This is a genomic window from Paenibacillus illinoisensis NBRC 15959 (genome assembly GCF_004000925.1).
Taxonomy (GTDB): Bacteria; Bacillota; Bacilli; order Paenibacillales; family Paenibacillaceae; genus Paenibacillus; species Paenibacillus illinoisensis.
Genome location: NZ_BIME01000001.1, coordinates 950,783 through 968,566, shown reverse-complemented (window position 1 = coordinate 968,566; position 17,784 = coordinate 950,783). Strand labels below are relative to the sequence as shown.

General features: G+C 48.2%; 12 protein-coding genes. All 12 read left to right on the top strand.

Translation table 11 applies throughout. The features are described from left to right. Window positions 1–105 precede the first annotated feature (105 nt). Window positions 106–1,872, top strand: a complete 1,767-nt coding sequence (locus PIL01S_RS04140) for a sensor histidine kinase (protein WP_127536369.1) — start codon at window positions 106–108, stop codon at window positions 1,870–1,872. A gap of 66 nt (window positions 1,873–1,938) precedes the next feature. Further along, a complete protein-coding gene (locus PIL01S_RS04135; RefSeq protein WP_127536367.1) occupies window positions 1,939–3,561 on the top strand; it encodes a response regulator in 1,623 nt (540 codons plus the stop codon). A 128-nt stretch (window positions 3,562–3,689) separates the two neighbouring features. Next, window positions 3,690–5,372, top strand: a complete 1,683-nt coding sequence (locus PIL01S_RS04130; RefSeq protein ID WP_127536365.1) for an extracellular solute-binding protein — start codon at window positions 3,690–3,692, stop codon at window positions 5,370–5,372. A gap of 247 nt (window positions 5,373–5,619) precedes the next feature. Next, entirely contained in the window at window positions 5,620–6,510 is an 891-nt protein-coding gene (locus PIL01S_RS04125; RefSeq protein WP_127536363.1) for an ABC transporter permease, read from the top strand. 29 nt (window positions 6,511–6,539) lie between these two features. Beyond that, entirely contained in the window at window positions 6,540–7,418 is an 879-nt protein-coding gene (locus tag PIL01S_RS04120) for a carbohydrate ABC transporter permease (protein ID WP_062321957.1), read from the top strand. Window positions 7,419–7,456: 38 nt separating this feature from the next. Further along, window positions 7,457–8,569 (top strand): glycoside hydrolase family 53 protein, encoded by a 1,113-nt coding sequence (locus PIL01S_RS04115; RefSeq protein WP_246058082.1) that lies wholly within the window; start codon window positions 7,457–7,459, stop codon window positions 8,567–8,569. A gap of 36 nt (window positions 8,570–8,605) precedes the next feature. Continuing rightward, on the top strand, window positions 8,606–10,678 hold the full coding sequence (locus PIL01S_RS04110) for a beta-galactosidase (protein WP_127536359.1): 2,073 nt from the start codon (window positions 8,606–8,608) through the stop codon (window positions 10,676–10,678). Between the two features lie 176 nt (window positions 10,679–10,854). Next, window positions 10,855–12,294: an NAD-dependent malic enzyme gene (locus PIL01S_RS04105; protein WP_127536357.1), complete on the top strand. Its 1,440-nt coding sequence runs from the start codon at window positions 10,855–10,857 to the stop codon at window positions 12,292–12,294. 2 nt (window positions 12,295–12,296) lie between these two features. Further along, complete coding sequence (locus tag PIL01S_RS04100; protein WP_246058081.1) at window positions 12,297–13,010, top strand: HD domain-containing protein; 714 nt, start codon at window positions 12,297–12,299, stop codon at window positions 13,008–13,010. Window positions 13,011–13,371: 361 nt separating this feature from the next. Beyond that, window positions 13,372–14,436, top strand: a complete 1,065-nt coding sequence (locus PIL01S_RS04095) for an FUSC family protein (protein WP_127536356.1) — start codon at window positions 13,372–13,374, stop codon at window positions 14,434–14,436. Window positions 14,437–14,568: 132 nt separating this feature from the next. Beyond that, window positions 14,569–15,030: a pyridoxamine 5'-phosphate oxidase family protein gene (locus PIL01S_RS04090; RefSeq protein WP_127536354.1), complete on the top strand. Its 462-nt coding sequence runs from the start codon at window positions 14,569–14,571 to the stop codon at window positions 15,028–15,030. Between the two features lie 290 nt (window positions 15,031–15,320). Then, window positions 15,321–17,696, top strand: coding sequence for an RNA polymerase recycling motor HelD (gene helD, locus PIL01S_RS04085; protein WP_127536353.1), 2,376 nt, complete (start codon window positions 15,321–15,323; stop codon window positions 17,694–17,696). Window positions 17,697–17,784: the final 88 nt, after the last annotated feature.

Below are 17,784 nucleotides of genomic sequence, written 5' to 3'. Positions count from 1 at the left end.
AATGGACAAGGGCGGAGAACTGCGTGGATAAAAAAAGTGATTGTTTTTACCGCTTACATCATTACAATTAATGTCACGACAAATTTAGACAAGGTGAGATGAATAATGTCATACCGGACCAATCTGTTTTCCAAAATGGTGATCTTGATCCTGATTATGTTGATCCCCGTTGTATTGCTTTACTGGTACTCAAATCACAAAACGACGGCCGTACTCAGGGATGAATTGAATCGTTCCAATAGCAACCAGCTTGAGTTTTTTCAAAATCAGGTGAATACGCACATTGAACTGTTATCGTCCTGGCCTAATCTTCTCATCCATGATCCGGATATTGCGAGCTTCCGCCGGATTTATACCGATAGTCGGTATTTTGACCTCGATGCAATCAATCTGGTCAAGCGGATCCAGAACAAGCTGAGTATTCAGGAAAGTTCGTCGAACTGGACAACGAAATTATATTTATATTCCCCTTCCATGGGCAGGGTTGTCTCCGAACGGGATGCCCGTTTTTATGACAAGCAGGCACTCAGGGAAAGTATGGTTTCGGGTTGGGATGTCCGCAAGATTGTGGACGGGAAAGATGAGAAATTCATGTTCAGCTGGATTACCGCTTCTCCCTATGGGATTAAGGACCCCGCGGTGAATGCAGAGACCATTATCAAGCTGGAATTTGACAGCGATAACATTCGGGATATGCTGGACAAGTTCAAGGATGATGGAAGACATGATCCCTTCTATTATCGAGAGGAATCCGGTGTCATCTATAACCGAACCTCGGATCGTGAGTTGACCAATCGGCTGATGGACCAGCTGGCGATTCATACCCTTCAGGATGTGGACAATCGCACTGTAGTGATCGACAACGAACCTTACATGGTGAATACGGTCAAATCCAGCACGACAGGCTGGTATCTGGTGGATTATATGCCGTTATCCGATATATTGAAACCCATTCATCAATCGAATGTGCTTTTTTATTCTTCAATGATATGTTTGCTCGGCATGAGTTTCCTGGCCGCCTATCTGTTGTACGTTCAGGTACAGGTACCTGTGAAGCAGCTTATTCGCGGATTCCAGCGATTGAAGCAGGAAGATTATTCGGTACGAATTAAGCCCAAGGGCCGGAATGAATTCAGCTTTTTGTCCGAGCGATTCAACTCCATGGTGGAACAGATTCAACAGCTGTTTGAGCATGTGTATCTGGAACAGATTCACGTACGTGAAGCCCGATTGAAGCAATTGCAATCCCAGATTAACCCGCACTTCTTCTATAACTGTTTCTCTTTTATCACGAGTATGGCGAAATTGAAACGTGTGGATGCCGTGGTAGCCATGTCACACAATCTATCCAGATACTATCGCTATACAACCAGACAGGAACGTGACGTTGTGCCGCTGAACGAGGAAATCGAATTTGTGAACTGTTACCTCGAAATCCAGCAGATGCGCATGGATCGGATTCGTTACCGCATTGATCTGCCAGCCAGCATGATGAGACAGGAGGTTCCACCTCTTATCGTGCAGCCTTTGGTTGAAAATGCGGTCATTCACGGCATTGAAGCCGATGCAGATGCTGGAGAGATCAGGGTATCCGGAGAAAAACAGAATGGTGTCATGATTCTAAAGGTCGAAGATGACGGACAGGGCATGACCAGTGAGGAGCGGGATAAGCTGCTGGACAAGCTCACGGGCACGATGGATCAGGATATGGGTTGTGGTCTGTGGAATGTGAATCAACGATTGCAGCTGCGGTATGGAGAACAGGCAGGCATTAACATAACCGAATCCCCACTGGGGGGTCTCTGTGTAGCCTTGTCATGGCCAGCAGAAGATGAAACAGACGAGGAAGAAGTGCCGATGCAGAGTGATTGACGACCATTGATTGCTTTTTGAGAGTAAATATATATTGCAAATGTCGCAGACAGGGAGTGACGAACGTTGATTGATATACTGCTAGTGGATGACGAAACGTATGTAACGGAGAGTCTGGAAATGACCATTCCGTGGGGAGAGCTCGGAGTAACGACGGTGCTTCGTGCAGCGTCCGGCAAGGAAGCGCTGGAGATTATGGAGGAAAATGCGGTCGATATCGTCGTTACCGATATTCGTATGCCCGGTATGAGCGGATTGGACCTGATTGAAGAGGTGAGCAGCAGATGGTCTCATATCCGCTGTATTCTGCTGACAGGGCATAGTGATTTTGATTATGCCAAAAAGGCAATTCAGCTGCAGGCATCCGATTATATTCTGAAACCCGTGAATGATGAGGAATTTATGGCTTCGGTCTCTGCTGCGATTACGTCTCTCCGCGGGGAGTGGGATGAGTTTGATAAATATCATAGGCTCCTGTACAGCCGGAAATCGGATTATAAAATTTTGCGTGAAAATCTGATGCATGATCTGCTGCTTGGTCGTGAAATTACAACGCGTGCCCTTCGCGAACAGCTGCAGCAATATGAGATTGGACTTGAACCCGAAGAACCGGTGGTTATGCTCCTTATTCGTCTTACAGGCCGATTCTCTTCCATGGATCAGCAATCACTCGACCTGATGGACTTTGCGGTAGGCAACATCGCAGAGGAAGTTCTCGGGGACCAATTCAGAGTCTGGTTTGGACGAGGGCCGCATGAATGTCTGGTCATGTTTTTACAGCATCAGGGACCGGTGGAGGAAGCATCCATGAGCGAGGAGACATTGACCGGACCGGTGAATACTTTCCGGGAGCATGTCATTCGTTACCTGCAGGGAGATCTGTCCATGGTGGTTACACCGCCGTTTCCGTTTAAAGAAATGACTGCAGCTTACCGCAGAAGTCTGGGATCGCTGGTCCTTTCCGGACCGGAAGAGAACAAGATTATTTTCATGGACAAGGATAGATCCCTGCGGATGGAAAACGATGCAGCGCACGCGCTGGAAGAACTCTATAAACCTCCCGTTTTGCCCCAGTTGCTCGAAACGAAGCAGTGGGAAGCTGCAGCAAGCAAGCTTAATGCTGTATTTGACGCGGCAGATCGGGTGTGTTTGTCCAGAGAACACGTGTATGAGATGTATTTGTCTGTGACCAATGCGTTCATGTATATCGCCCACAAGCAGGGTCACCTGGTGCACGAGATCGATCATGCAGGTTTTGACCTGCTGCTGGCACATCAGTTGATCCAATCTCCCGAACGGTTGCGACGCTGGGCTACGGAAATGCTTGCGAAGCTTCAGGAAGAGTTATCCGATCAGGCGGGAACCCAGAGCCGCAGGCATGTCATCAAGCAGGTTCAGGAGATGGTTACCAGAGATACCGGACAGGATCTGTCCGTGAAGATGATTGCCGACAAGGTATACCTGCATCCCGTGTATCTGTCGAAGATTTACAAAGCCGAAACGGGAGAAGGACTTGGGGACTACATGATTCGCATGCGCATGGAACGTGCGCTGTATCTGCTGAAGAACAGCAACAAGAAGATTTACGAAATTACGAGTGAACTTGGATATCAAAATCCGCAATATTTCAGCAAAATGTTCAAAAAGCATTACGGCATGACGCCGAATGAATTCCGTGACCAGGCATAATTTCATCCTCCATTCCAATATATAGGTTGTCAAAGGTGCAGAAATCTTGTTTTCGTGACATAGGCTGAAAGGCCTGGCAGGCCTATAATGAAAGGGTAACCAAAACGATTGATTGAGGGGGAACAACAATGAGAGCGAAATCTACAAAAAAGAGATGGCTGCCGCTCCTGGCTACGACAACGTGTTTGGCTGTCATTCTTGCTGCATGCGGTGGAGGCAGTGGCGGTGAGAGTGCTGGTTCCAGCACGCCAGCCGTTGAAAACGAATACAAAGAAAAATATGATCCGGCAGTAACGATTACAACAGCATGGGGAATTGACCCTGAGCTGAAATTCAAAAATGGCGAATCGATGGAAAATAACGTGGCAACCAAATGGGCCAAAGACAAATTTGGAATTGAAATCAAATCCTTGTGGTCTGTGACAGATACGAACAACGCATTCGCGACAAAACTTCGTCTGGCCATGTCTTCCGGTCAAGAGATGCCTGACGTGGTAACGGTAGGAGATAACCTGCTGGCTCAGGATTTGATTGATTCCGGCATGTATCAGGAAGTCGGTCCACTTTTCGATAAATACGCATCGGATACTTGGAAGAAAGCAATGGAGCAGGATCCGAACGTATGGAACCAGTACAGCCGTGATGGCAAAAGAATGGGTATACCGGTACTCGACTATGCCTACAACAATGACTACCTGCTCTGGATCCGTCAGGACTGGCTGGACAAGCTGAACATGAAAGCGCCAAAAACGATTGACGAACTGGAAGCCGTAATGGAAGCGTTCAAAAATAATAACCCGGATGGATTGGCTCCAGACAAGGTCACTCCACTGAGTATCGGTTTCAAAACATCCATGAACACCTGGATGGGTGATCCATCCTGGATCTTCGGTGCATACGGTACGCTGCCATTCCAATGGAATCTGGGTGCAGATGGCAAGCTGGAGTATGGCTCCATCAACCCTGGCATGAAGCAAGGTTTGACCAAATTGAGCGAGTGGCTCAAAAAAGGTTACATTCCGCAGGAAGCAGCTTTGTGGGATGAGAACAAAACGGCAGAGCCTGCCGTGGCGGGTACGGCCGGCATTATTCCAGGCCCTTACTGGATGAGCGGATGGCCGTTGCTGGATACGGTGAAAAATGTGCCAAGTGCCGTTTGGAAGCCGATCGAAATTCCAGTAGGACCTGAAGGTAAAGCCATGCGTCACGGTACACAGTTTGTTAATGGTGTCATCCTAATTAAGAAAGACATGGAGCATCCTGAAGCGTTCTTTACTTATGAGAACTACCTGTTCGACAACTATGCGGATCCTGCACCAGGAAGCCCGTATGATAACGGTCTGTTTGAAAAGTATGACTATCAATTGGATGCTGACGGCAAACAATTGCCGATTGATCAAATTGAGGGCGGATATGTGAACGTTGTCCGTTATCTGCTTGTGCGTGATGGTGCCCGTATTCCGGATGCCCAGATGAAAGCACTGCTGAACCTGGCTGATGGCAAAGAGCCTGAGACGAAGCTTGAGAAGGACGTGGCCGTCAACTATGGGCCAGAAACCCCTGCTGCTGCAAAAGTATTGCTCAGTCAGGAAGAGATCTCGTACAAAAACATGTTTACAGGTCCTACAACAGCGACGATGAAATCCAAGCTCGACTATCTGAACAAAATCGAGAATCAGGCATTCAACGAAATTATTTATGGCAAAAATCCTGTAGATGCGTTCGATACATTTGTACAAACGTGGAAATCGGGTGGCGGTGACCAAATCACACAAGAGGTCAACGAGTGGTATGACAGTGTGAAAAAATAAGAATACAAGGAGCGTGCAGACCAGCCAGGTCTGCGCGCTTTTTTGTCGTTAGGAGAGCTTGATTTGCTTGATAGGGGTGCTAGCCCAAGAGGGAGGAATGGCTGTAAATGCAGCTAGTCCAAAGTGGTTGCTTTTGTGCCATTTATATTGCTTTTATGTGCTGTTTGACCTATGCAAACGGTTGATATAATCGCAGTATAAGCCACTCAGGAAGCCTTGAGTAGGAAGAATTACAGGGGGAGCAATCATGAGAACTTTGAAACGAACTTGGCCATTTCACGTAATGCTGCTGCCAGCCATCATCTTTCTGATTATATTCAGTTATGTGCCTATGGGCGGAATTGTTATGGCATTTCAGAACTACAAACCATGGCTCGGCATCAGCGGCTCGGAGTGGGTCGGGCTTGATAATTTTAGATATTTATTTGAACGCGAGGACAGCCTGCAAGTCATTTGGAATACATTGATCATTGCTGTGCTAAAACTCATTTTTAACTTGTTTGTCCCGTTTGTGTTCGCGATTCTGCTCAATGAGGTTCGCAAGATGGCGATCCAGCGAACGATTCAAACCTTGGTGTATCTGCCTCACTTCTTGTCTTGGGTCATCCTGGGCGGAATTCTGATTGATCTGTTATCCACCGGAGGACTGGTGAACCGGGTACTCGGGACATTCGGACTTGGGCCATATTTCTTCCTTGGCGATAACAGCTGGTTCCGACCAACGATCATTCTAACGGATGTGTGGAAGGAATTCGGCTATAACATGATTGTCTTCCTGGCTGCCCTTGCCGGCATTAACCCGGCGCTGTATGAAGCAGCAGAGATTGACGGAGCGGGTCGCTGGAAGCAGACGCTGCATATTACCATCCCGTCTCTTGTACCGATGCTGATGGTGGTTGGAACACTGGCACTGGGCAACGTGCTTAACGCTGGGTTCGATCAGATTTTCAACCTGTACAACCCGCTCGTATATCAAACGGGCGACATTATTGATACATTCGTATATCGCTCGGCGCTGGAAAATGGAGAGATGGGCTTCGCGACCGCAATTGGATTGTTTAAATCGGTCATCAGCATGATCTTGATCCTTGTATCATACAGCCTAGCCAAAAAATACGCCGGATATCGTATATTCTAATCGAATGAACGGAGAAAGAAGGGACCACGATGTATCATAAATCAACGCCTTATCGCGTGTTCAACGTCATTAATATTTGTTTTCTCATTTTGGTTGCCATTATGTGTATTGTACCGATGATTCATGTCCTGGCTGTATCCTTCAGTAACAAGGCTGCCGCAGACGCCAACCTCGTCAGCCTCTGGCCGGTAGGATTCTCACTTGAAGCATACAAAAAAACGATGAATAATCCGATTTTCCTAAACTCTCTCTGGATTTCCTTGCTGCGGACCGTTATTGGTACGGGAATTACGTTGCTGATTACCTTTTTGGCGGCCTACCCGTTGTCGAAAGAAAATAATGAATTTAAAGGAAGAACCGTCTATTCATGGATTTTCGTTTTTAGTATGATTTTCAATGGGGGACTGGTTCCCTTCTATATGGTCATTCAGAAAATCGGCCTAATGGATTCCTTCTGGGTGCTGGTGCTGCCGGGAGCTGTTAATACATTCCTCGTTATTCTGATGCTAAACTTCTTCCGGGGTATTCCGAAAGAGCTTGAGGAAGCGGCGCTGATGGATGGAGCGAATCACTTCAGAACGTTGTTCAGTATTTTCCTGCCGATTTCCATGCCATCGATCGCGACCATTGCACTGTTCAGTATGGTGTTCCACTGGAACTCATGGTTTGACGGATTGCTCTATATGAACAATGCTAAGGATTATCCGCTGGCTACTTTCATGCAGACCGTCATTATCAAACGTGATATGAGTACGATGGCCATGAACCCGAAAGAGATGGAGACCATTTCTCAAACCACGGTAAGAGCTGCACAAATCTTTATCGGAAGCGCCCCAATTCTGATTGTGTACCCGTTCCTGCAGCGTTTCTTTGTTAAAGGCATGACACTGGGTTCAGTTAAAGGCTGAGCCTGGTTGCTAAATCTAATCCAATGGAGGTTGAACAAGTGAGCAACTTGGAGAATAAGCCATTCATTCTTGGGATGGATGTGTCTTTTATGGATGAAATTGAACAGCATGGAGGGAGCTACAGCGACACGGACGGCAAGGAACAGGACCTGCTGTCCATCCTGAAGCTGAACGGTGCCAATGCGATTCGACTGCGGATCTGGAACGATCCTGTCGGAGGATTCTGCAATCTGGAGCGAACCGTAACGATTGCCAAACGGATCAAAGAACAAGGGCTGCAATTTCTGCTCGACTTCCATTACTCGGATCGCTGGGCAGACCCAGCCAACCAGTGGAAGCCCAAAGCGTGGGAGAATCTGTCTTATGAGGAACTTCAGCGGGCGGTGTGCACCTATACAGCAGATGTGCTTCGCACGTTAAAAGAACATGACGCGCTGCCTGACATGGTACAGGTCGGGAATGAAATTACCCCAGGCATGCTGTGGGATGAAGGACGGGTGAGCGGTGAAGAGCATGACACCGACGAACAGTGGGAACGTTTTGCAGGCCTGGTGAAGTACGGTATTGCTGCTGTTAAATCCGTTGATTCCAATATCAACATCATGATCCATATTGATCGTGGCGGGGATAACGTGGAAAGCCGGAAGTTTTACGACCGTTTCGAAGCACTTGGCGTGGAGTTCGATACGATTGGACTCTCGTACTATCCCTGGTGGCATGGAACATTGGACGCGCTGCGTGACAATTTGCATGACCTGGCCGCCAGATACGGCAAGCCCATTAACGTGGTTGAGACCGCTTATCCCTGGACACTGGAACAACCCGAAGATCACGAGTGGATTCTGAATCAGGAAGATCTGCTGCTGCCAGGTTATCCGGCAAGTGTGGAAGGGCAAGCGCGCTACCTGCAGGACTTACTACAGATTATTCGTGAGGTTCCGGGAGGATTGGGTCAAGGTTTTTACTATTGGGAGCCTGCATGGATCCCGAGTAAGCCGGAATGGTCTGTTGGACATCCGAACAACTGGGGCAATTTGACGATGTTTGATTTTAAAGGCCGCAAATTGGAATCGTTTACAGCTTTGAAGGCTGATGTAACTTCGGAGAAATCGGAAAAGGATACGCCGAAGGGCTCGGCATTGATCAGATAGAGAGCTATTCAACATAAGGATAAGGAGACTCGAAATATGACTTATAAATATCCACCTGTAAGTACGAAGGTGCCGCACATGCTGCATGGTGCAGATTATAACCCGGAGCAATGGCTCAAATATCCTGAGGTGCTGGAAGAAGATATCCGCCTGATGAAGCTTGCCAAGTGCAACGTGATGTCCATTGGCATCTTCTCATGGGTATCCCTTGAACCAGAGGAAGGTGTATACACCTTTGAATGGCTGGATCGTGTTTTGGATACGTTTGCAGCGAATGGAATCTACGCCTTTCTCGCGACGCCGAGCGGTGCAAGACCTGCCTGGATGTCCGCCAAATACCCGGAAGTATTGCGTGTAGGAGCCAATCGGGTTCGCAACCTGCACGGTTTCCGTCATAACCATTGTTATACATCTCCTGTATACCGGGAAAAGGTAACGGCTATCAATACCAAACTCGCCGAACGTTATTCGCAGCATCCTGCGGTGATCGGCTGGCATATTTCCAATGAATTTGGCGGCGATTGCCATTGTGATTATTGTCAGGAGGCTTTTCGCGGCTGGGTGAAAAATAAATATGGCACGCTGGATGAATTGAATCATTCCTGGTGGACTACGTTCTGGAGCCATACGGTTACAGACTGGAGTCAGGTGGAATCGCCTTCGCCGCATGGTGAGACACAGGTGCATGCCATGAATCTGGACTGGCGGCGATTCGTTACGGATCAGACAGCAGACTTCATCGTGCATGAAACAAAACCGCTCAAAGCAAGTAATCCGGATCTGCCTGTAACAACCAATCTGATGGAATTTTATGAAGGATTGAACTACTGGAAGTTTGCCGATATTCTGGACTTCCTGTCTTGGGACAGCTACCCGACATGGCATGATGCGGATGAGGAAGATAAACTGGCTTCCCGAATAGCGATGATGCATGATATCGTTCGTTCGATCAAAGGCGGGCAGCCGTTCCTGCTGATGGAGAGTACGCCAAGTTCAACGAACTGGCAGGAGACCAGCAAGCTGAAACGTCCAGGCATGCATCTGCTGTCTTCTCTTCAAGCGGTAGGGCATGGTTCGGATAGTGTGCAGTACTTCCAATGGAGAAAGAGCAGAGGCTCCAGCGAGAAGCTGCATGGTGCTGTCGTGGATCATGTTGGACATGAACACACACGTGTGTTCAAGGATGTGACGGACGTAGGCACGGCTCTCGAAGGAATGGAAGCGGTTGTAGGCACGTCCGTACCGGCAGAAGTGGCCATCATTTTCGATTGGGAGAACCGCTGGGCAGTGAAGGATTCCCAGGGACCGCGTAATATTGGCGTGAAGTATGAGCAGACGGTAGAGTGGCATTATGATGCATTTTGGAAAAAAGGAGTACCTGTGGACGTGATCGATATGGAAGCCGATCTCTCGAAGTACAAATTGCTGATCGCACCGATGCTCTACCTCGTTCGGGAAGGTGTAGGTGAACGGATTGAGCGATTTGTGGAAAATGGAGGTACATTCGTCGGAACCTATTGGTCAGGGATCGTCAATGAGAATGACCTATGCTTCCTGGGAGGTTTCCCGGGACCACTTCGCAAAACGCTTGGGATCTGGTCCGAAGAGATCGACGGGTTGCATGACCGGGATCAGAATGGGGCGATTCCTGTGAGCGGAAACGAACTCGGTCTGCAGGCTGAATACGATGCAATTGAATTATGTGATCTCATCCATCTGGAAGGGGCGGAGACGCTGGCAACCTATCGTTCAGACTTTTATGCCGGACGACCTGCATTGACCGTTAACCGATTGGGGTCCGGTAAAGCGTATTATATCGCAACGCGTTTCACTGCACCGTTCTATGATGATTTCTATGGCAAGCTCATTGCAGATCTGGGAATTGAACGTGCACTCGATACCAAACTTCCTGCAGGAGTCACTGCGCATCTGCGAACTGATGGTACATCCGACTATGTTTTTGTACAGAACTATACGCCGGAAACCAAGCAGCTGGAGCTGGACAAGCAATCTTATACGGATCTGCTTCGTGGCGATGAAGTTCATGCCCATTTGGATCTGCAGCCGTATGACATTCGTGTCTTGAGAAGACCGGCTGCACGAAAATAAGATAACTGAGAAAGGCTGTCCTACACGTCAGATCAGACGTAAGGGCGGTCTTTTTTTGTATAAAGTCATGTAGCAGTTGTCACTTTTTCTGGACAAGATAAAGGAAAAGAGTGCATGTACAGCGAAGAGAAACAGGTAACGTGCAACTCAAGACTTTCAGTCTGGGAGGAATTGGAATGAATCAGAGAAATCTGGACGGCAACAGCATTATTATTCGGCTGGAAATGACAACGAAAGATATCAAGTTTGGCGAAGTGGCCTCGGCCATCTCGGAAGCTGGGGGAGACATCATTGCCATCGACGTGATTTCGACCAATCAGGATGTGAGTGTGCGCGACTTGACAGTTGCGGTAACGGATGCGCAGGATAACAGCAAAATTATAGAAGCGGTACGCCAGCTCAAAGGTGTGTCCATTATTAACGTGTCTGACCGCACGTTTCTGCTGCACCTTGGCGGCAAAATCGAAGTCACTCCCAAAACGCCGATTCATAACCGGGAAGACTTGTCACGTGTTTATACACCGGATGTTGCTCGTGTATGTTCGGCGATTGCCGATGAACCGGGCAAGGCATTTTCGCTGACCATCAAGCGGAACACGGTTGCCGTTGTATCCGATGGCAGTGCCGTGCTCGGACTAGGGAACATTGGACCTCGTGCAGCGATGCCGGTCATGGAAGGAAAGGCTATGCTGTTTAAGCAGTTTGCAGGTGTGGATGCATTCCCGATCTGCCTGGATACACAGGATACCGAGGAGATCATTCGCACGGTGAAAGCGATTTCACCTGCTTTTGGCGGTATTAATCTGGAGGATATCTCATCTCCGCGATGCTTTGAAATTGAACGAAGACTGAATGAGGAACTGGACATTCCCGTGTTTCATGATGACCAGCATGGTACCGCAGTTGTGTTATATGCCGGTCTGATTAATGCGCTCAAACTTGTCGGCAAATCCATTAACGATGTGAAAATCGTCGTCTGTGGTATTGGCGCCGCAGGGGTGGCTTGCAGCAATATTCTCCTGTCCGCTGGAGCAAGCCGATTAATCGGTGTTGACCGTGAGGGAGCGATTGTACGGACACAAACCTATGAAAATGAGGTATGGAGTGATTATGCTTCGCGAACCAATCCGGAGCTGGAGTCGGGTTCATTGCGGGATGTTATTCGAGGAGCAGACGTGTTTATCGGATTATCCCGTGGCAATCTGTTAACCCGTGAAGATGTGCAATCCATGGCTGAGGACCCTATCGTATTTGCGATGGCAAACCCGGTACCGGAGATTATGCCAGCTGTAGCGGAGGATATCGTGGCCGTCATGGCTACAGGCCGTTCAGATTATCCGAATCAGATTAATAACGTGCTTTGTTTCCCGGGGATGTTCAGAGCAGTTCTGGACTGCCGTGCGACGGAGATTAATGAAGAAATGAAACTCGCAGCCGCGAAGGCCATTGCTTCTGCCATCTCGGATGAGGAACGTACGCGTTATTATATTATTCCAAGCGTATTCAATGATAAGGTGGTCAAGTCGATCCGTAAGCGTGTAGTTGAAGCGGCAGTGAGAACTGGTGTTGCCCGGCGTGTGCCGCGTGAACAGGTCCGAGAAGGCGGGGAAGAGTAATCGTGGACGACAATTCCAGTCTGACAATGAATATATCCGGACATCCTGAGCATGTAGATGGTACATCTGCCGGAGAGGCCATCCTTGGAGCCGCCCGAGCCTTTGTCCAGGGGGATGCCGGGAAGCATACGGACGGTCATGATTGGCCGCATATTGAACGAGTTACGGCGCTTGCTGTTGAGCTTGCCCATCGAATGGGAGCAGACCCTTTTGTCTGTGAGCTGGCTGCACTGCTGCATGATGTGCCGGATGAGAAACTGAACGAAAGCCTGGAAGCCGGGATGGAGAAGCTGAATCGATGGCTGGATGATCAGCAGCTTGAACCGGACACCCGGGAAGCTGTTGTTAACATCATCAGCACGATCTCCTTCGCAGGAGGGCAGCGTCCGGCTGTCTCTTCGCTGGAAGCTCAAGTCGTGCAGGATGCAGACCGACTGGATGCGATGGGGGCCATAGGTATCGCACGCACTTTTGCTTTTGCAGGAGCGCGAGGCCGTGAAATGTATGATCCAGCCCTTCCGCCGCGGGAGCAGATGACCCGGGAGGAATATCGAAATGGACGGAGCACGACAATTAATCACTTTTACGAGAAGCTGTTTAAACTGAAGGATCTCATGAATACATCCTATGGCAAGGAACTGGCCGAGCAGCGCCATGCGTTTATGGTGGAGTTCGTGGAGCAGTTCAAGCGGGAATGGGAAGGGACAGATCGTTAAGCACCCTTGTACTTGGTGGAACGATAACCAAACCAATATACTAGCAAACCTTTGGTGGTGGTAAATACCACATTCCAAAGGTTTGCTTTTTTTGCAAGAAAACAGGTTATCTAATCTTGTGAAATAAACATTATGAGGAATCACATGGTAACCACATAGCGTCCGTGGTAAAATAAGTCGTTCTGATAAAAATTATGTTGAAGTTACATGGCTACGGGACATAAAAGGAGCTGCTGTTATCGTTAATGGATGAAAAAGTGGAGTATTGGATCAAAATAATTCAACAAAAAAAGAAATACGGGGTAATAATGATTATTAATGGTTTAGTTCAAAATGAGAGTACAGGTAAGGAGGGGTTACCGTGTCGTTTGGAGCACGCGTGCTTAAGACAGGAATTGCGGTAACGCTTGCTCTGTACCTGAGCATGTTCTTGAATCCGCAGTCACCGGTACCGGCTGCCATAGCTGCCATCTTCGCGATGCAGCCATCAATCTATCGTTCCTGGAAGTATTTCCTGGATCAATTGCAGACAACTACGCTTGGAGCCATTGTTGCCCTCTTGGGCGGTATGGTATTGTCCAATGAGCCAATCGCAGTGGGATTGATCATTGTGCTTGTTATTATGATTTGTCTTAAATTGAATATGGGTGAGACCGTAGGGCTGACTCTGGTTACCGTCGTTTCCATTATGGAAGCTTCAGGTGACTGGCATTTTGCATTGAACCGGTTCCTGCTGACGCTTGTTGGTATTGTATCTGCGTTTCTCATTAATATCACGGTATTTCCGCCTAAGCCCAAGGTGCAGTTTGTGAAGCAGATCCAGAATGTGTTCAACAGCATGTCTCTGCTGTTACGCACGTCCATCTCGGATGAGATCAAGGAAGTCGTTTTCAGGGATGAGAAGGGCAGTCTGGGTGGTTCCATCAAATCGCTCTCGGATAAGTACAATTTGTTTGAGGAAGAACAGAAGAAAATGAAGCGTTCCAAATTCAGCGAGACCCGGCAGATGGTTGTATATAAACAAATGCTGCTGAGCCTGCAAAAAGGGTATGACGTGCTGGATTCCGTGGAGCGGCATTATTTCCAGGCACAGCGGACGCCGGAAATGGATCAGTTTTTTGATACACATCTCGAATTGGTCATTAAATTCCACGAGCATGCCTTGCTCAAATTTGAAGATAAGTTGAAGCCGAATGGGGAAGAGGCTGCGCAGTTCATATTGGATAATGATCGGTTCATGGAACAAGCCATATCCCAGTTTGATATGGATCAGGAAGGCATGCTGAGACTATCTATCGTTGCTGCAGCAATATACGATTACGGCTATCAGCTGGAACGACTCAACAGGCTTGCCGAACATGTGCATAGCTCCACGGAAGAAAACGAGTCACAGGATAAAATCCTGAACTGGCTGAAGTGGCCTTAACAGCAATTGCACACAGGCTTCCCCATCAGATACAATAGAAATACAACGTGTAGCCCGGACAACTGTGTCCGGGTTGTTTTGTATACATAACCAATGGATGAAAGTCATCTTAGTGAACTGAGGGAGAATAATATGAACGATAAACATCTTAATCCAGAATTTGTTGAATGGCTGAGTGGTGATCAATTGGAGGAGAAACAGCATGAGGCCTTGCAGCTGCTAACCGTGTCAGAGGATGGATGGCCGCATCAGGCCATGATTAGTGTGGGTGAGATTATTGCTATGAACCCGGATACACTTAGACTCGCATTATGGCCAGGGACACAAACAAGTATGAATATGAACAGAACAGGCAAGGCTACCTTGATTGCCGTACATGAGCATAAGTTGCTGTATGTGCGCTTGGAGATCAGAGCACTTCCTCCGTTAAAGGAAGCCATTCATCCTAGAGATCGGTATGAGGCTCAAGTGGCGGGCGTACGCATAGATCGTGCTCCGTATGCTGACATCACGACAGGAATTACGTTTCAACTAAAAGACGAAGCAGCATCCATATCAAGATGGAAAGAGACGATTACAGAATTGCGTCAATAGAAGACAAACCATATCTATATTCATCCATTTCGAGGGTAATAATAAAGAGGTCTATTGGAACGATGCCCTTAGTATATAAGGTTAGTGTTTAAGGGTAGAAACAACAAAAAACGCCTCCGCTTGCATCGGGACGCTGTCACTGGTACAATAAAAAATGGTTTTCAGAAAATTAGAACTAATTAACATAAAATTAAAATGTTTACTTTCTAATTAATTATACCATAGCCTTTTCGGGCTTGTCAAATGGGCTTTTGAGGACACAATCCGGGGAAAGAGGGGCGTATTAACATATGAGTACTGACCAGCAATGGAGCGAGGAGCAGCAGCGAGTAGACATCGTAACCGATCAGATCGAACGGAAAATAACCGACCTTGAAAAGGAGGTTGGGTCCTTCCGGGATGAAGTTGTGGAGATGAGAAAGGACTTCTGGGATGAAGTCACCATGAACTTCAGTGAGGCGGATGATGTTGGGGAAACATCGACCAGCATGCGGCAGCAATCGCAGGTCCTGTCTGATCGGGAGCGCAGTCATCTGAATACGGCAGCAGCGCTGGACAAAATGAAACGACTGCATCACTCGCCCTATTTTGGACGTATCGATTTTAAGGAAGACGGTTATCCGCTTGCAGAGCGGATTTATCTGGGTATTGCCTCACTGCTGGATGAGAAGGAAGAGTCCTTCCTGGTCTACGACTGGCGAGCGCCGATATCCAATCTGTATTACGATGGTGCCCCCGGACCAATTACTTACCATACACCGAGCGGGGAAATCAGCGGCGATATCGAAATGAAACGACAGTTTGTCATTCGGGATGGACGTATCCGTTTTATGTTCGATACCGGGGTTACGATTGGGGATGAACTTCTTCAGGCGGTGCTGAGCCGGACATCGGATGCACAAATGAAAAGCATTGTGGCGACCATTCAAAAGGAACAAAACCGAATTATCCGCAATGACCGTACACGTATGCTGATTGTGCAGGGAGCAGCCGGGAGCGGCAAAACGTCAGCTGCACTGCAGCGCGTAGCCTATCTGCTATACAAGTATCGCGAGCATTTGCAGGCCGATCAGATGGTGCTCTTTTCGCCGAACCCGATGTTCAACAGTTACGTATCCACGGTACTGCCTGAGCTTGGGGAAGAAAATATGCTGCAAACGACGTTTCAGGAGTACCTGGAACGCAGGCTTGGCCGCGAATATCAGCTGGAGGATCCATTCATTCAGCTTGAATACGTCCTCTCCAATATGGAGGATCCAGGTTACACGGCGCGCATGTCAGGCATCCGCTTCAAGTCTTCCGAAGCCTTCCTGAAAGTGATTACTCGATTCAAGGACAGCCTGATGTCGGAAGGCATGAAATTCAAACCGGTGCGGTTCCAGGGACAGGCGGTGGTAACAGCGGAGGCGATGGCTGAGAAATTCTACAGCTTCGGGTCATCCGTGAAGCTGGTGAATCGTCTGGAAATGCTGCGGGACTGGATGCTGAAGGAATTGTCGGCCTTTGGCAAAAGCGAATTGGAAGCACCTTGGGTTGATCAGCAGCTGGATCTGATGGAACCGGAAGATCTGCAGCGTGCTTATCAGCGGCTGAAACGCAAACAAAAGGGGAAAGTGGATACATTCGATGATTTTGCACAGGAACGGGAGATCCTGGCCCGCATGGTGGTTAGTGATCGGCTCAAGCCATTGCGGAAGTGGATCAAATCGCTGCGATTCGTGGATATTCGCCAGTTGTATGCGCACCTGTTCCAGGACCAGGCACAGATGATTCGACTGCTGGAAGGCGAGGCACTGCCTGCCCACTGGGATGAAATCTGCAGCATGACCCTTCGCCGAATGAAAGTACAGGAACTGGCATATGAGGATATTACACCTTATCTGTATTTGCGGGAGCTGCTGCTTGGATTCCATATCAACTCGAATATAAGACATGTGATTATTGACGAGGCCCAGGATTATTCTGCGTTTCAGCTGGCTTTCATGAAAAGACTGTTTCCACGGGCGAAAATAACGGCCTTAGGTGATTTTAATCAGGCGATCTATGCCCATTCTTCAGTACTTCGTGGGACTGGACCACTCACAAATCTGTATGGACCAGAGAATACCGAAGTGATCGAACTCACGCGGAGCTACCGTTCAACACAGGAAATTGTGGAGTTTACAAGGGGGATGGTCCCCGGTGGGGAAGAAATCATTCCGTTCAATCGCAGCGGCGAGAAGCCGGCAGTCATTGTGTCATCCAATACGGAGGAGCATATGAAGAAGATTGCAGCGGATCTTAGCCAACTCATTCAGGAAGAGTATGAATCGGTTGCGGTAATCTGTAAGACGGCGGAAGAGAGCAAGGAAGTTCACGAGGCGTTAAGCCGTGTACTGCCTGCTGCACCGAAATTGATCAAGAAGACAACACTTGCCTTCGAACGGGGTGTGCATGTCATACCGGCATACCTTGCAAAAGGGGTGGAGTTTGATGCGGTGCTGATCTATGACGGGTCAGCAGAACAATATGCGCAGGAGCACGAGCGCAAACTGTTCTATACGGCGTGTACCCGAGCGATGCACCTGCTCCATGTGTACAGCCTTGGTAAACCAAGTCCGTTCATAACCTCACAGCCGCAGCAATTATATGCCATTAATCATGTATCTGCGGCTCAAACAGATTAAACAAGGTGATCCTTCTATATCAGAAGACTTCCGTTCCCTCGAACGGGAGTCTTTCTATGTAGGGTAAGGTTTTGACTATGATAAACGG

Bases quoted from the DNA above. Each gene is read 5' to 3' on its own strand.
- PIL01S_RS04140 (WP_127536369.1), top strand. From the start codon at position 106: ATGTCATACCGGACCAATCTGTTTTCCAAAATGGTGATCTTGATCCTG.
- PIL01S_RS04130 (WP_127536365.1), top strand. From the start codon at position 3,690: ATGAGAGCGAAATCTACAAAAAAGAGATGGCTGCCGCTCCTGGCTACG.
- PIL01S_RS04125 (WP_127536363.1), top strand. From the start codon at position 5,620: ATGAGAACTTTGAAACGAACTTGGCCATTTCACGTAATGCTGCTGCCA.
- PIL01S_RS04120 (WP_062321957.1), top strand. From the start codon at position 6,540: ATGTATCATAAATCAACGCCTTATCGCGTGTTCAACGTCATTAATATT.
- PIL01S_RS04110 (WP_127536359.1), top strand. From the start codon at position 8,606: ATGACTTATAAATATCCACCTGTAAGTACGAAGGTGCCGCACATGCTG.
- PIL01S_RS04105 (WP_127536357.1), top strand. From the start codon at position 10,855: ATGAATCAGAGAAATCTGGACGGCAACAGCATTATTATTCGGCTGGAA.
- PIL01S_RS04090 (WP_127536354.1), top strand. From the start codon at position 14,569: ATGAACGATAAACATCTTAATCCAGAATTTGTTGAATGGCTGAGTGGT.
- helD (WP_127536353.1), top strand. From the start codon at position 15,321: ATGAGTACTGACCAGCAATGGAGCGAGGAGCAGCAGCGAGTAGACATC.